Raw genomic sequence first — 15,015 nt, 5'->3', positions numbered from 1 at the left:
GGCGGGATCATTGCAAACCGGCAAGACAACGGGATCCGCGGCTGAGAGTCGGCGCCTTAACGACACTCGTAGCTCCCACCCATCGCCGCATCGACCTGTCGAACCACCTCCCAATGGGTCTTGTAATCGATCGGGATGAACTGGGCCTCGCCGGACTTCTCGAACTCGGCAGCCAGCGCCGAGTCCTCCCACGGGAAGCTGAAGAAAGCGTCCTTGATCGACTCGGCAAGCTCCGGCTTCAAGTTGTAGACCAGACCGTACCCGGTGGTCGGGAAGGTCTGTGATGTGTAAAGGCTCACTAATTGCTCGGGTTGGACCACGTCGCGCGCGATCATGCGTTGCAGCACCGAGTTGGCGATCGCCGCCGCCGGATAGTCTTTGTTGGCGACACCGATGATGGAGTTGTCGTGCTTGCCGGAGAACACCGGCTCGAAGTCCTTCCCGGCCTCCAGACCATACTCAGCCTTGAGCATTGCAGAGGGTGCCTTGTAGCCCGAATTGGAGGTCGGTGCGGTGAAGGCAAGCTTTTTTCCCCTTGATGTCCTCGACCGTCTCGATGCCGCTGCCGGGATAGGTGATGATCTCCATCTCGTAGCCATAGCTGCCGTCGGCCGAGGCCATCATGGCAAAGGGCACGAAGCCGGCACAGTTGACCGCGAGCGGGTTGGATCCGGTGTTGAAGCCGGCAACATGGAGCCGGCCGGCCCGCATCGCCTCAATCTGAGCCGCGTTCGATTGCACTGGGAAGAACTGAACCCGCTTGCCGGTCTTCTCTTCCAGATGCTTGAGAAAGCCATCCCAGACCTTCGCATAGACCGCCGGATCCTCCACCGGCGTGTAGGCGAAGATCAGCACATCTGGGTCGAGCCAGTCCTTGGGATCCGCGGGCGGATCGGCGGTGAGATCACCGTCGGCGTCCGTGTAGCGCGGATCCATGGCATTCGCGGGCGCGGCCAATACCACGGCCAGCGCGGCCACCCCAACCAAGAACACACGGCGCGATCTCTCGAAACCCATCACGGCAACCTCCTTCCCGGTCAAGGAAATTGCGTGATTGTAGAGAATCGATGTGACCGTTCTTTGACGGTGGGGACGATCGCTTGGATGACCCGGGTTAACCTCCGGCACCAGGTTCTCGCGGCCCCCGAGGTTGCCGCCCTCGCTGCCGTGCCAAAAGCTCCCCGGGCCGACGACTATACCTTCGAGGTCCACGATCGATAGCCCGCCCCGTTCCCGTCGACCTTGGTCGTGAAGAACGTTACGAAGGCAACATGCCAGGTCAATCAGCTCGATGCCGTACCCCGGGCCTCGACCGAATCTCCGAGCGGTCGAACGAATCATCGGGTGTCACCGAAGCGTCATTCCAAGCCGATAGAGTCCGTGATGGCCGAAGCGGCAACGGGATAGAGAGGTGGATGCCATCATGTGCCAAGAAACATTCCCCCCGAACATCCTTCGGCCAAAACCGCTCGCCGGTTCTCCGGTAACCGGGTTGGTGGTCCGATGTATCCTAACCGGATTGCTCCTGACTAGCGCCCCGGCCATGTGCGTCGGATCTGCCGAGGATCTACCCATCAAGCCGCAACTCCTCACCGACCCCTACCTGCAGCGTCCGACCCATGACTCGGTCGAGGTGGCTTGGGTCACCGAATTCACCGGCAAGGGCCATTGGCTGCTGTTCGGCTCGGATGCCGCGCGCATCGCGGAGCCGGATCCCGCGCGAATTGCGGACGGCCCGGCCGATGTCATCCCTGCCGATCTCGCGGTTCGGGTGACCGCAGCTTCGACCGGACGGCTCTCGCGTATGCGTGAAGACGGCGATTCTCGGCCTCCGGTTGACGCGCCGGACGGCCCGATCGAAAGACAGCTTCGGCGGCATGCCGCTCGGGCAGAGGGGCTTCGGCCGGGCGAGCGGGTGCCCTACCGCGTGTTGAGTCTCGACAACACGGGTCGCCCGGTCCTGAGCGATGTCTTCACGCTCGCGCCCAAACCGCCGCCCGGTCAGGCCGTTAAGATCCTGCTGACGTCTGATCACCAAACGCTCCCCATGACCCCCGCCAATCTTCAAAAGGTCGAGGAGACGGTCGGGCGGGTCGATGCCGTCTTCGTCGTCGGCGACTTGGTCAATCATCCGGATCGCGCCTCCCAGTGGTTCGACGATGCCCGCGGGACCGCCTTCTTCCCGGCCCTGCAGGGTCGCGCTTCGGCCATCATCGAAGATCAAGATGGACACGAGACCCGCTATCGCGGCGGACGCCTGATCCAACATGCGCCGCTCTATACGATCATCGGCAACCACGAGGTCATGGGGCGGTCGCTGCCCGGCCGGGGTCTCGCCGACGAATTCAACGCGGCGGTGCCGCGCAAGGTTGCCGAGACGGCGTACGAAAAGTGTGCCGGGGAAATCAATCCGAACGGCGATCCCGAGATCCGCGCGCGCTGGATCACGGACAACAGCTTCAATCTCGACAGCTATCTGGAACTCTTCGCACTGCCGGATGACTCGCCCGGCGGCGAAACCTATTGGGCCGAGACCTTCGGCGACATCCGCGTCGTCGGACTCTACGTTACGCAGATCTGGCGCACGCCCAAGCTCGACGCCGCTCGACCGGGCCGCTATCGCGAGGTCGACCCGCTCCCGGACGACCCACTCGACCAAGGCTGGGGACAGCACATCTTCGAGCGGATCGACCGCGGCAGCGATCAGCTTGCGTGGCTCGAACGCGAGGTCGCGAGTCCCGCATTCCGAAACGCAAAGTATCGCGTCGTCTTGATGCATCAACCCATCCATAGCCTAGGCGCCAACAGCTCGCCGCCCTTTACCGATCCGGTGCGCATCGAAGAGCGCGACACGAACGGGGCACTCACCGGCGTGCGCTACGAGTATCCGCGCGCAGACGACTATCTGGTTCGGGACCTGGAGCCGCTGCTTCGACAGGCCGGTGTGCAGCTGGTCGTGAACGGACACTCGCACCTCTGGAACCGCTTCTTCGATCAAGGGGTGCACTATTTGGAAACCTCGAATGTTGGCAACAGCTTCGGGGCCTTCCATGTCCTCGGCGGCGAAACCCGTCCGTTGCCGTCGACCCCCTGGGACGCCTCCAACGCCACCGCTCAGGGCGACCCGAACGGACTCGAACCTATTGCGCCGAGTATTGCCCCCGAAACCGACGGCGACCAAGTCCTGCCCTTTGTCGCGAGCAATCGGCTCACGCTCTTTTCGATCCTCGATACCTCCGACGGGTCGGTCACCAGCTATGCCTTCGACACCGGTAGGCGCGATTCGGAAGTTCGGACGGTGGATCGGTTTATCCTGAGGCCATGGGCTCTTGTCACAAGTGATGTGCTCAGACTTGAGCACCAGCCCGCTTTGCGACCCTAGAGGTTGGATTCGTACCCGGTGGCGACAGGCCATCGCTTCCCTTCTGTACGCTGTCGCACGGATGAATCCGCTGTGATCGGATAGGCTCAAAGTCCATCTGTCGCGTACATTTTCGGCACAGGAGAAAGCACATGAGTGAATACCACCATTACGTCGCGGGGTTTTTTGCCCACCGCGACGACGCTGAGCGCGTGTTCTCCCGCCTTGCCGAGCAAGGGCTGCCGCGGGAGCGGATGCAGATTTTTGCAAGCGATGCGCTTCCGCCGCCGTCTGCGGTTCAAGAGCGCAGCGACGCCGTTCTGAAGGACGTGGTCGTCGACGGCGCCATCGGTACCGCCGTTGGCACCGGTCTCGGTGCCCTTGCGGGAATGGCTCTGGTGGCGACGAATGTGACGCTGTTCATCGCCAGCCCCCTGCTCGCGCCTCTCATGCTGCTCGGTTGGGGTGCGAGTGTCGGCGGTGTGGTGGGTGCCGTGGCCGGGGCCTCGGGCGACGCCGGAAACGAGGAACGGCGGTTTGCGGATCTGATCAGGGATGCGATTGCGAGCGACCAGATCGTGCTGGTCGCGCAGACCGAATCGGAGCAGGAGACCGCGATCGCACAGACCGTCATCCAAGCGGCAGTCGGTGTGGATCAGGAGATCAGCACGGCGTGAGCCGGGGCGGCCTGCCGGTCATCGGTGCGTGGCCATTGAAGGTGATGCCACGGGAACAAACCACAGTCTCCGGGCTATCTCGATGGAGCGAGCTGATTGGTGTCGGCCGGCTCGGTCCCCGGTCGGCCTGTTATGCAGGTCAATTGCACAAGGGCGCCATTCTCGGCAAGACGTCATCCCGCAGCGACCGGGCATCGCGCATCGCGGACGTGCTGCGCAAGGCAGTGACGAGCAATAGCGTGTTGCGACAGCGAAGTGCAGATCCGCCAATGCATACTGCTCTCGCTGATTACAACCGATGCACGACTGTCGGGCCGAGCGCCCTCAAGTACCTTCGCCCGGCAGCCGATCAATGGGGTGGCGAGATTCAGCGGAAGAAGATCGCGATCAGGATGATGATCGGAATGGGAACCCCAAGAAAGAGCAGTAGGATCGAACGCATGGCAGTCTCCGAAGTTGATGGTTGGGTGAAGGCGTCATGCCTCGCGCTGACGGCCGCCGAGGGTGGCGGCGAGACTGGCGACAAATGCGCCAATCAGCATCGAGATAAACGCCCATAGCGCCGCATAGGCTGACGCCTTGCGGGCCTCGTCAGCCGCTTCTCGCGCGGTCGTCTCGGTCTCCTGCAGCGTGGTCTGCAGGCGTGCAAAGGTATTCGCCACTCGCTCCTGCGCGTCGCGTTGGCTCAGGCCGGTCCTGTCCGCGACCACCTGCCCGATATGCCGCAGATCCTCGTCGGGTAGTTCTCCCACACGTATTCCATTGATAAAGATGCGCGCGCTCTCCATTGTCGCCGCGGCCGAGCTCGGGTCTGCAGCACCACCCGTAGTGCCGGCGCGGAAGAGCGAGTCGATGAAATAGCTCAGAGTGTTGTTCGGCGATTCGGATTCGTTCTCGGAGCCGACGACGATCGCGTGACCCACCGCGACACTGCCGGCTACTCCGGCTTGAATGCCCCCGCCGACAATCGAACCAACGACGGACGTCAGCAGTACAGCGCTCACGAGCGTGGCCACAGCCCACGACAGAAAGCCATGTGCGGTGTCGCGAAAGTAATCCTCGTCCTTGGAAGCCGAGATCGAGTCGGTGCGGAACCGCCCGGCGAGGTACCCACCCAGCCCGGCGGCCACGAGATGGGACAAGGTCAACCAGAGGATGGTCGAGACGCCGAGGGTCGTTGCCGTGACGCCTTCGAACTGCCAGGGAGAGACCGCGGACAGACCTAAACCGACCCCCAGCATCAGCAGAATCAACCACAGGGCTGCGCCCGCGGCCGCACCGGCAAAGATCGCGCCCCAAGACAAAGCGCGATCGCCTCGATAAGGGGTTTTGGAATAAGCTGTCGCGATGGAATCGGTACCGCGATAGATATCTGCATCGGTCGCAGTCAATGAATTATGCCGGCTGAATGAATCAGTTAAGGGATGGTTCGGAAGAGTCTCACTCATTGTTAGTCTCCGGTTGCGAGAAGCTCGGTTTTTTATTCACGACATCATCGGATGAAACCAATATGTTGTCGGATCGACCCAAGGGCCTGAGTCGCAGTCAGTGTGTGGTTTCGGATGTTTCATCCGCGTTTGCAGCCGGGCAGGATGCCCGGCCGTTGATCATCCCGGGAATGGATAGTTCAGTACTTCCTTACTGGGGCCGCTCGCCCGAATCGGGCGTGGTCCCGTAGTACGCCTGAATGCCCTGTTCCCAAGACGGGTCTGCCATATCCGGCCACATGTCCTTGTCGAATCCCGGGGCGCTTTCGAGGCGATCCTTGTCGACGTTCAGCACGAAACGTTTGTTCTCGGTATCGAGTGTCAAGGCGCTCCATGGCACGGCGAATAATTTCTCACCCATGCCGAGGAAACCGCCAAGGGACAGCACGGCGTAAGCCACTTGACCGCTGCGCATGTCCAACATGATCTCTTTGATGTCACCGAGATCCTCGTCTTGCTGGTTGTAGACATCATTGCCAACGAGGGTATCGGCTCCCATCAACTCGGGGCCGGGGCCTGCGTCGGTCCCGCCTCGATACATGCCGAGGGTATCGCGCTCTGTGTAGTTCATGGTCATCTCCATTCATATTACGGTCATGGACCTTGCTTTTTTACGTGGTTTCCAGCGGCCTAGCACCGGAAAACTGTTCGTCGCACTTGCGGCGAACAGGTGTTTACTTTAGGCCGGCTCCTCGCGTTGTTCGGTACGCTGACGCACATTAATGACTGTAGCGAGAAACAATCTCGAAACCCATCACGGCAACCTCTATCCAGGCCACTTAAATTGGGCAATTTCAGAGAACCGATGTGAACGTTTTTTGACGGTGCGGGATATCGCGTGGGCGACAGATAAGCGTTGAGAGGCGGTATAGGAACTAAATTATTGAATTAATGACATAAAATTCCGAGAGCCGTGCTCTCCCGGATTTCAGGAGAATGTAAAAAGGATTTAAAAACAATTATTTAACGCTATATTTTGCGTACACATCAACTACGAAAAGTCGCTGAACACGAAAAATCTAACGCATTGATTCATATTGGTCTCACGCCGAAGCGAGCGTATCCGCTGAGATCTAAGCACACTCTTTGATACAAATGGGCGAGGTTGGTGATGCCGTAACAGCGTCGTTTGAGGACTTTCAATTGATTGTTGAGGCCTTCAACAAACCCGCTCGTCTGACGGTTGACCTAATCATTGGTGATCTCAGCGAAATGCGTTCCAAGCGTCCCAAGAAAGCGATCGAAACACCTGATTCCGCGATTCGAGACCTGTCGCATCCAGCGACGAATTTGACGTTTTCCTTGTCCTGTTGAGAGAGGGCTTTCATCGATCACGGTGAGCGCTTCGCACGCATCGTGAGCGTCTTTGATTTGGGGCGAGTGAACAAACAAACGATTGAGGATACGACGCTCATCGTCGGTGAAATCCGCGCGGCGATGGCGCAAGAGCCAATGCACGTTTTTGAACCGATCCAATGTCGATTTCGTGAACGTCCGCCGTTACCGCTTCCATTCCCGTTTCCGTAGGGTCTCAAAACTCTCTCGATACCGGAGAGCAATACGAAAACGATCTGCACAAATGAGCACACGTTTTCCGAAAACGGCTTTCGCAGCCCCAATGAAACCGGCATAGAGATCCGTGCAGATGACCTTGACGGTACGTCGTAACCGCTTGGGAATGCTCTTAAAAAATGCCTGAACGGCAGCTTTGGTGCGCTCACTGAGCAAGCCAATCACCTGCAGCGCACCATCAATATCGGCACTGACCACGACGATCACATCACGATGTCCTGTTTTCAACGCGATCTCGTCGAGCCCGGCGACCTCAATGGTTTGAATGTGATCCCACTCAACCTTGGACGTCATCCGACGATTGAGGATACCTTGTCGTGTATCGAAGCCAATGGCCTGTTTCCGGCTCTCATCCTCAAGCGTGCTGTTGATCCATTCCAAAAGCATCTGTTGCTCGAAAGCTTTTGTGACCGAGGCACGTGGTGTATACCATGACAGGATTTGACTTGTCGTTGGGTGCCCTTCGCAGGAGCGGCATTGATCGCGCTTCGGGCGTCAGATCAACAGCACTCGGTATTCGAGTCGTGGCAAATGGCGAAGTTCGATCTCACTGCCCAAACCATCATCATCATGCATGCAATGGTACTGGCGTGGTTGCTGTCGGTTGGGTTAGAGCCCTCATCAGCGTGCAGCAGAGCGCAGGGATCACCAGCAGGGTCAATAGGGTGGAGGCCAGCAGACCGGAGATGATCGCCCAGGCCATGGGCGGCCAGAGGGTCGATGCCGAAAACGCGAGCGGCAGCAGGCCGGCGACGGTGGTGGCGGTGGTAAGCAGAATAGGGCGCGTGCGCCGCCGGACTGCCTCGGCCACCGCCTCATGCACCGGACGGCCCTCGCGGAGGTTCTGGTCGATCCGGTCGATCAGCACGATGGCGTTGTTCACCACGATGCCCACCAGCGCGATGACACCGAGCAGCGACTGGAACCCGAATGGCTGGCCAGTTAATACCAGGCCGGGGATCACTCCCACTGCCGCGAGCGGAACGGTGACGAGGATGATGCCGATCCGGCGGTAGGAATTGAACTGCAGGAGCAGGAAGAACAGCAACAACAGAAGGCCGACGGGAGCCGTGGTCGCAATGGCACGGTTGGCGTCCCCGGACCCTTCGGCGTCACCCCCGAACTCGATCCGCGTACCGGCCGGCAAGGGTGCCGCCGCGATGTTCGCTTCCAGGGCGCGCAACACCTCGTTATAGCCGACACCCCGCTCCAGGTGGGCGGTCACCGTATACAGGGTCACACCGTTGCGCTGCTGGATGGTGGCGGGGAGCCACCGCGCCTCGACCCGGGCCAGCGCGGGCAGTGGAATCGCATCCCCCGCTGCGTTGAAGACCCGGGTCGACAGCAGTTGCTCGGGAGTTTGCGCGACGCCTTCCGGGGTCCGCAGCACGATCGGGATCGGATCTGCCTCCTGCCGGTAGATGTCCACCGGTTGCCCGAGGGAACGTGCAAACAGGGCCCGGGCCGCATCCGCCCGATTCAGGCCCAGGCGAGCGGCCTGGGCGTCGTCGACCTCGAACGCGAGGGCGGGCACGCCCAGATCGATGTCGTGACGCACGTCCGCAGTATCAGGGATGGCCTTCAACCAGGCGAAGATCTGTTCCGCCGCGGCGATGCGGCGGCGCTCGTCCGGATGGAACACGCGCACCTCGATCGGGGCGACCCGCGGCGGTCCCTGACCCAGCGTGGTGGCCACCACGTCCAGTTCCGGCCGCTGCTCCGCCACGTACGCCCGCACCCAGCGGATCAGGCCCTCGGTATCCGAGAGGCTCGCCATGTTCACCACCAGGCGGGCCTGGTTCGGGGCCTCGTTGGCCCGGGGCAGGTTGTAGTAGAAGGCCGGGCCGCTGGACCCGACGAACCGGTGCACCTGCCGCACCCGGGGCCGCTCGCGAATCGCGGCCTCAAGGTCCGTGGCCACCCCCTCGGTGAGGGCCTGGTCGGTGCCCTCGGTCAGATACAGTTCCACCACCACCTGCGGCCGGTCGGCATTGGGAAAGAACTGCAGCTTCATCCAGGGGGTCAGCGCGAGCGAACCCAGCAGCAGGGCCAGCCCGAGCGCGATCACCATCCAGGGGTGCCCGGTACTGAGTCGGGCCAGAAAACCCGCGAGGCCCGCCATCCAGACGCTCTGTACGCGGGGTGCCGGCCGCAGGAACCGGGCGGCCACCACGGGCGCCACGCTGACGGCCAGCAGGTAGCTGATGCTCAGGGTCAGCATGATCATCACCGGGATGCCCCGTGTGAAATCCGCAGTCGCACCCCGGGATAGGAGCAGGGGCACGAAGGCCGCCAGAGTGGTGGCCGTGGCCGCCCCGAGGGGCCCCACCAGTTCGCGTACGGCATTCGCCATGGCCTGCCCGCGATCCTCGCCGCGGTTGAGCCGGTCCTGGATGTTCTCCACCATCACGATCGCGTTGTCGACCAGGATCCCCAGCGAGATCACCATCCCGATGACCGCGATCTGGTGGAGAATGCCCCCGCCCAGGTTGTACAGGCCTAGGCTGATCAGGGCCACCAGCGGCAGCATCGTGGCGACCACCAGCCCCATGCGCCACCCCATGCCGACAAACACCACGGTGTTGATGATCAGCAGCGCCAGAAGCAGGCTCCGCGTGAGGTCGCCGAGCCGCTGTTCGACCTGGTCCGGCTGAAAGAACATCTCGTCGATCACGAGCGGCGCGAAGTCGCTGCGCAGCTCGTCGAGCCGTTGGCGCAACTCGGCGCCAAAGCGAATCGCATCCACCTGACCGCGCTGGGCGATCAGGGTCACCAGCACGGTCTGATCCCCGTCGTACCACGCCTTGGGCTGCGCCGGCTCGCGGGGCGCCCGCCACAGGTCGGCGATCGCGGACAGGGGCACACTGCCCCCGCCCGGCAGGGAGATCTGGGTGCCTCGGAGAGCCTCAAGGTCGGGGAATTCCGTGTTCGGCAGGAGCCCCAGGCGGGTGTCACCGACGACGATGAATCCCCCGGGGATCACCTGGTTGCGGGAGGCCAGCACCTGCGCCAGGCGATCCGGGCTCAGGCCGAGGCGGCCCAGTTCCGCATCGCGGATGGCGATCACGATCTGTTCGTCCACGTCGCCCAGCAGTTCGACGCGGGACAGCCCGGGCAGGTCCATCAGCGCACGCTTCAGCCGCTCCGCCTCCAGCGTGAGACGAGTCAGGGAGGCATCGCCACGAACGGCCAGCACCACGGCCGGGATGTCGATCTGGCGATCGTCCAGCGTCAGGGTGCCGACCCCGCTCGGAAACTCCGCCCGTGCGCGTTCCATCGCCTGCCGAACCCGCTCCCAGGCGGCGTCGGTGTCGTAGATGCGATCCTTGAGGCCGATGCTGACCAACGCCACACCGGTGCGCGCGGTGGCCGAGAAGGCGTCGATTTCCTCCACCTGGAGGAGCTCATCGCTCAGTGGGGTCAGTACCAGACGTTCGACCGCCTCGGCCGTGGCGCCGGCATACGGCACCGTGATCAACCCGGCCCGATAGGGAAAGCTGGGGTCCTCCTGACGCGCCATGGTCAGGTAGGACAACAGTCCCAACACGCTGAGCGCCGCCACCACCAGTCCGATCAGGCGCACCCGGTGCTGCAACCAGGAGATCATGGCAGCAATCTCACGGCATCGCGGTCCGCGAGCCGGGTCAGGCCAGAGTACACCACCGCGTCCCCGACCTGCAGTGCGCCATCCTCCAGCAGGGCCCATTCTCCCTGCACCCGAGTCACGGTCACCGGTACCCGCCGCACCTGTCCACCCTCGACCCGGAACACCGCAAGCCCGTTAGCGGACCGCATCACCGCCTGGAACGGCACTGCCACGAAAGCTGGCCGACGGTCGGTCAGGATCACTTCCACGGCGTCGCCGGCCCGCGCGGGGACGCCGTTCAGGCCCACCACCAGGGGGTAGAGCACGCGACCCTCGGAACCGCTGGCACCGATTTCCGTCACCCGGCCCTGGCCGCTCCAGCCTTCGAGGGGGCTCCCGACTGGAATCGTGTCGCCCACCCGAAGGCCGTCCAGCATCCGTGCCGGCACCGTCACCTCGACCTTCAGCCCGTCTGCGGCCGCCAGTCGGACCACCGGCTGGCCGGCCCCCACGTACTCCCCGGGTTCCGCAAACACCGTCTCTACGATTCCGGCAAACGGGGCGAACAGGCGCGTTTCCTGTTGCAGTTGCTCACTCTGGCGCAGACTCGCGCGGGCGCTGCCCATGGACGCCTCCAGTGCATCGAGCCGGGCGGCCTGCCGATCGCGTTCCTGTTCCGCCAGCACGCCGCGCTCGAACAACTGCTGGGCGCGGATCAGATCACCCCGGGCCTGCTCAGCCTCGGCCTCCACCTCCCGCAAGCGTTCCCGGGCCACGTCACGTGCCGGGTCCAGTTCAGGATTGAACAACTGGGCCAGCGGCTGCCCCATGGTCACTCTCTGGCCCAGTTCGACGACGCGTTCGCGCAGCACGCCGCCGACCTGGAACGTCAGCGTGGCCCGCTCCCGGGATTCCACCACCCCGGCGAAGTGGAGAACACGTGTGTCCTCGAGGGACTGCGCCGCCATGGCCCGCACGGCCATCTCCGGTGGCTGCAGCGCCGGCACCGAGCCGGCGTGGTCTACGCATCCGCTGAGCGCACCGACCAACGCCAGTCCCGCAATACCCATCGAGCGGCTCAAGGCCCCCATAAACACCTCCGCCCGCTTGCAGTATTCCCAAACAACCGTGTCCGCCGGACCGTCGAGACAGACCGCACGTGTGAGGCTCCCCAATCAGCCCGTGGAGACAACGGCGGCGCTGGGCCCAGGTGGCCTCCGCCCATCTGGCACGCAAGCACCAGGGTTCGAGTCGATGGGTCCAGACACACCGGCACGCCGAAGATGTTCAACCAGCGCTGGCAGCGACTGCCTCGCACTCAACGTAGTTGAAGGCCGCGCACCCGATCATCGTGACGCTGATGCCACCCAGCGCCAAAAGCCTCGTCAGTGTCATCGCTTCGCCTTCTCGGATGCGCTGTTTGTCGCTTCTCCTCCAGCAAGGGCGATACCGATCTTGGCCATCAAGTCCGCCTTGAAGCGGTCCATGACATCGGGCTCGAGCTCGAGGTGTTGCATCACGTTGGCCTGCTTGATGCTGGCCATGCCATGCAACGTGGACCAAATAAACAAGGCGTCCAGGTCGGCCTGGGCCCGTCGACCTGGGCCGTCGCCATGCATCCTCCGCAAGCTGTCGCGCAAGATGTCGAAGGCGTGTAGGGCGTGCTTGACCAGATCCGGGTGCTGCGCGGGTTCCGGCCAAGGCGTGCCGAACATCAACCGGTACTCCAGAGGCTTGAGCTCTGCATACGACAGATAGGCTTCTCCCATCCCCTCCAGATTCGCGTGCGGCTCGGTGCTGGGAGGGCGTTGATCCAGGTGCAGTGCGAAATCGGCAAAACATCGACGCATGATTTCAGCCAGCAGATGATCGCGGCTCTCGAAGTGCCGGTAGGGTGCCTGATGGGAAATCCCCAGTTTGCGTGCCACGTCACGCATGCTCAGGCCTTCCACACCGTGCTCGGCAATGACTTCGTGAGCGGCCTGGACACACGCTTCTTTCAGATCGGTTGGTTTGGCTTTCGCTGTGGGCATGGGGCGGTTTCTCGCGAAGTGGTCTTGGCCGGTCAGGCGTGCTGGTGCCTGGTCATGCCTCGCATCACCAGGCCCATGATTCGGGTGCGACCCCAGCGCGGAGTCATGGCCAACGAGTAGCCCAACAACTTGGACAGCATGCCCGGGCGCACCGTGCCGCCCCGGCCGAGCCCCTTCAGACTCTGTTCGGCTACCACGTCCGGGCTCTCCGCTTTCCCCATGTTCAATTGGGATCGGCTGGCAAAACCCGTGTTCACCGGCCCCGGCGCTACGGCCAACACATCGATCCCACGGCCTCGCCACTCAAGCTGCAAACCTTCCGCAAGGGTCTGGACATAGGCCTTGCTGGCAGCATAGTGGGCTGAACGGGGTACACCTTGAAAGGCGACGATCGAACTCAGCAGGATCAGGCCGCCCTGTCCGCGCGTCGCAAGCCGCTTGCCGAAGTGCCAGCTCAATGCCGTGGTCGCGCCGCAGTTCAACTGCAGCAGGTTGAGTTCGTTGTCCAGGTCCCCGTCGAGAAACGGGCCGGCGGTGCCAAAACCCGCTGCGCAAACGGCGAGACCCACTTCCAGTTCCGACGTGGCTTCCAGTACGGCGGCAAGCCCCTCGGCAGTCGTGAGATCAGCAGCGACCACCCGGCATTGAACCGAGTGCTCCTGTCTCATTTTTTGGGCCAGAGACTCGAGTTTTTCTCGCCTGCGGGCGACCAGTACCACGTCCATACCGCGCCGGGCCAGTGCCACGGCGAAGCTCTGGCCGATGCCGTCCGATGCACCCGTCACCAATGCCCATGGGCCGTACCGGTTCAAGAATGAGGGGTGTGTGGACATCAGACGCTCCAGGCTGTTGACAGTGTCTACACACTAGAACAACATTGTTGACGGTGTCAACTAGCAAGGTGTCCCTTGATCCACTTCAGCAGAGAGATGGTCCTTCCACGGGTCTTTGTAGGCAGGAGAGCGATCACCGAGCTCATGCGGCGCCAGCGCGTACTGACGATTTATGCGCTGATGATGCTCGCCCTGATGGTGCCCACGCTCGTGTTGCTGGTGATTGACTCGCGCACCATCGGGGACGTCAGCGTATGGGCCAAGCCGCTGAAGTTCATGGCGTCCACGGCGCTGTTCTCACTCAGCACTGCGTGGTTCATGGGGCTTTTGCCCCAGCATGCGAGGGTATCGCCGGCCAACCGGAAGATGGTTTGGACCCTCATCCTGACCTCACTGTTCGAAGTGACCTATATCAGTTTTCAGGCGGGCTCAGGCTCTCCTTCGCACTACAACGTCGCAGACTCGTTCCACGCGGCGATGTTTGGATTGATGGCGGTAGCAGCCATCCTCTTGACGGCCACCCAGGGCTTCCTGGCCTGGCAACTCCTGAAGCATGTGGGCGAGCGCCCGATACCGATCTTCCACCGGGCCGTCATTGCGGGGCTCATCATGACCTTTTTGTTGTCCACGGTGAGTGGGCTCATGCTGGGCGGTCATCAACCGCCAATTGGTATGGGGGTCTGACAAGGCGCTGCAGCAAGTCGGCCTTGTCGAGGCGCCGGTTGAATCGGTGGGCGAAGTCAGCCGAGCGTGCGTTAACCCAGCGCTGCAGGCAAGATGCTGTGCCATGAATGGACGCCTTGGATTTGGTTCGATGACACTTGGAAGACGTGTGGTGCGCATCGCGCTGTGGGGCTTGGGTGGCCTGCTGGTGCTGGGGCTGGCCGGTGTCCTCTGGCTGCGGCAGAGCCCGTACTGGGCCGGATTCACCCTGTTCGCCGAGGCCCATCGGGTCGAGAACTTTCGCGCAATGGACCGGATCTTCCCAACTCGTCCGATTCCGCGTGAGGGCAGCGTCTGGGCCTTCGATGTCGACCCGCGCCCCTTGCCCGCCACCTACCGCTACGACGGCGCCGAGCGGAACCTCGAGGCCTTTCTCGACCGTACGGTGACGACCGGGTTGATCGTTGTTCACCGTGGCGCGATCACCCATGAGGCCTATCACCCGGGCGCCGACGAGACCTCGCCCTTCACCTCCTGGTCGGTGGCGAAGTCGGTCGTGTCGGCATTAATCGGCATCGCCGTAGAGGAAGGCCGAATCGCGTCCGTCCGCGACCCGATCGGCGCCTACGTGCCGGCGTTGGCCGACTCGTCGTATGGCGACGTGCCGATCGAGGACGCGCTCACCATGTCTTCGGGCGTGGCCTTCGACGAGGGCTACGACCACCCGTTCTCGGACATCAACATGGTGTTCATCCGCGCGATGGCGCTGCGCGAGCCGGTGGAGCAGACACTGGCGCGCCTCA

At 62.6% G+C, this 15,015-nt stretch carries 12 protein-coding genes and 1 pseudogene; 4 read left to right on the top strand and 9 right to left on the bottom strand.

From position 1 onward, the window contains the following. Positions 1-56: 56 nt before the first annotated feature. Positions 57-572, bottom strand: a complete 516-nt coding sequence (gene phnD / locus CKO25_RS21655; protein ID WP_338115152.1) for a phosphate/phosphite/phosphonate ABC transporter substrate-binding protein — start codon at positions 570-572, stop codon at positions 57-59. Further along, on the bottom strand, positions 460-1,017 hold the full coding sequence (gene phnD, locus CKO25_RS21650; RefSeq protein ID WP_200388993.1) for a phosphate/phosphite/phosphonate ABC transporter substrate-binding protein: 558 nt from the start codon (positions 1,015-1,017) through the stop codon (positions 460-462). The genes phnD (CKO25_RS21655) and phnD (CKO25_RS21650) overlap by 113 nt, the downstream gene beginning before the upstream one ends. 526 nt (positions 1,018-1,543) lie before the next feature. Between phnD (CKO25_RS21650) and CKO25_RS16200 the strand changes: the two genes are divergently transcribed. Beyond that, positions 1,544-3,382 (top strand): metallophosphoesterase family protein, encoded by a 1,839-nt coding sequence (locus CKO25_RS16200; RefSeq protein ID WP_200388992.1) that lies wholly within the window; start codon positions 1,544-1,546, stop codon positions 3,380-3,382. A gap of 131 nt (positions 3,383-3,513) precedes the next feature. Next, on the top strand, positions 3,514-4,038 hold the full coding sequence (locus CKO25_RS16195; protein ID WP_200388991.1) for a hypothetical protein: 525 nt from the start codon (positions 3,514-3,516) through the stop codon (positions 4,036-4,038). Between the two features lie 476 nt (positions 4,039-4,514). Here CKO25_RS16195 and CKO25_RS16190 read toward each other — a convergent pair whose 3' ends face one another. The 7 genes and pseudogenes from CKO25_RS16190 to CKO25_RS16150 form a co-directional block, all read right to left on the bottom strand. After that, positions 4,515-5,486 (bottom strand): hypothetical protein, encoded by a 972-nt coding sequence (locus tag CKO25_RS16190; protein WP_200388990.1) that lies wholly within the window; start codon positions 5,484-5,486, stop codon positions 4,515-4,517. A 190-nt stretch (positions 5,487-5,676) separates the two neighbouring features. Then, positions 5,677-6,096, bottom strand: coding sequence for a PRC-barrel domain-containing protein (locus tag CKO25_RS16185; RefSeq protein WP_200388989.1), 420 nt, complete (start codon positions 6,094-6,096; stop codon positions 5,677-5,679). Between the two features lie 461 nt (positions 6,097-6,557). Further along, positions 6,558-7,391 (bottom strand): annotated as a pseudogene (locus CKO25_RS21300) (ISL3 family transposase). 274 nt (positions 7,392-7,665) lie between these two features. After that, a complete protein-coding gene (locus CKO25_RS16165; RefSeq protein WP_200388986.1) occupies positions 7,666-10,704 on the bottom strand; it encodes an efflux RND transporter permease subunit in 3,039 nt (1,012 codons plus the stop codon). Next, positions 10,701-11,753, bottom strand: coding sequence for an efflux RND transporter periplasmic adaptor subunit (locus tag CKO25_RS16160; protein ID WP_200388985.1), 1,053 nt, complete (start codon positions 11,751-11,753; stop codon positions 10,701-10,703). The genes CKO25_RS16165 and CKO25_RS16160 overlap by 4 nt, the downstream gene beginning before the upstream one ends. A 321-nt stretch (positions 11,754-12,074) precedes the next feature. Continuing rightward, entirely contained in the window at positions 12,075-12,716 is a 642-nt protein-coding gene (locus CKO25_RS16155) for a TetR/AcrR family transcriptional regulator (RefSeq protein ID WP_200388984.1), read from the bottom strand. A 32-nt stretch (positions 12,717-12,748) separates the two neighbouring features. Next, positions 12,749-13,549 (bottom strand): SDR family NAD(P)-dependent oxidoreductase, encoded by an 801-nt coding sequence (locus tag CKO25_RS16150; RefSeq protein ID WP_200388983.1) that lies wholly within the window; start codon positions 13,547-13,549, stop codon positions 12,749-12,751. A 144-nt stretch (positions 13,550-13,693) separates the two neighbouring features. Here CKO25_RS16150 and CKO25_RS16145 point away from each other — a divergent pair, with 144 nt between their 5' ends. Next, complete coding sequence (locus tag CKO25_RS16145; RefSeq protein ID WP_200388982.1) at positions 13,694-14,233, top strand: hypothetical protein; 540 nt, start codon at positions 13,694-13,696, stop codon at positions 14,231-14,233. 103 nt (positions 14,234-14,336) lie between these two features. Further along, positions 14,337-15,015: serine hydrolase (locus CKO25_RS16140; protein ID WP_200388981.1), on the top strand; the 679-nt coding region annotated here is incomplete at its 3' end.

It is taken from the genome of Thiocapsa imhoffii (assembly GCF_016583985.1).
In the GTDB taxonomy this organism is placed as follows: Bacteria; Pseudomonadota; Gammaproteobacteria; order Chromatiales; family Chromatiaceae; genus Thiocapsa; species Thiocapsa imhoffii.
Note: the sequence above shows the minus strand (reverse complement) of the source record. Positions and strands in the feature narration are given on the sequence as shown.

What these genes read in the sequence shown, in the direction of transcription:
- phnD (WP_200388993.1), bottom strand. Translation starts at nt 1,017, where the DNA reads ATGGGTTTCGAGAGATCGCGCCGTGTGTTCTTGGTTGGGGTGGCCGCG.
- CKO25_RS16200 (WP_200388992.1), top strand. Translation starts at nt 1,544, where the DNA reads ATGTGCGTCGGATCTGCCGAGGATCTACCCATCAAGCCGCAACTCCTC.
- CKO25_RS16195 (WP_200388991.1), top strand. Translation starts at nt 3,514, where the DNA reads ATGAGTGAATACCACCATTACGTCGCGGGGTTTTTTGCCCACCGCGAC.
- CKO25_RS16190 (WP_200388990.1), bottom strand. Translation starts at nt 5,486, where the DNA reads ATGAGTGAGACTCTTCCGAACCATCCCTTAACTGATTCATTCAGCCGG.
- CKO25_RS16185 (WP_200388989.1), bottom strand. Translation starts at nt 6,096, where the DNA reads ATGAACTACACAGAGCGCGATACCCTCGGCATGTATCGAGGCGGGACC.
- CKO25_RS16165 (WP_200388986.1), bottom strand. Translation starts at nt 10,704, where the DNA reads ATGATCTCCTGGTTGCAGCACCGGGTGCGCCTGATCGGACTGGTGGTG.
- CKO25_RS16160 (WP_200388985.1), bottom strand. Translation starts at nt 11,753, where the DNA reads ATGGGTATTGCGGGACTGGCGTTGGTCGGTGCGCTCAGCGGATGCGTA.
- CKO25_RS16155 (WP_200388984.1), bottom strand. Translation starts at nt 12,716, where the DNA reads ATGCCCACAGCGAAAGCCAAACCAACCGATCTGAAAGAAGCGTGTGTC.
- CKO25_RS16150 (WP_200388983.1), bottom strand. Translation starts at nt 13,549, where the DNA reads ATGTCCACACACCCCTCATTCTTGAACCGGTACGGCCCATGGGCATTG.
- CKO25_RS16145 (WP_200388982.1), top strand. Translation starts at nt 13,694, where the DNA reads ATGCGGCGCCAGCGCGTACTGACGATTTATGCGCTGATGATGCTCGCC.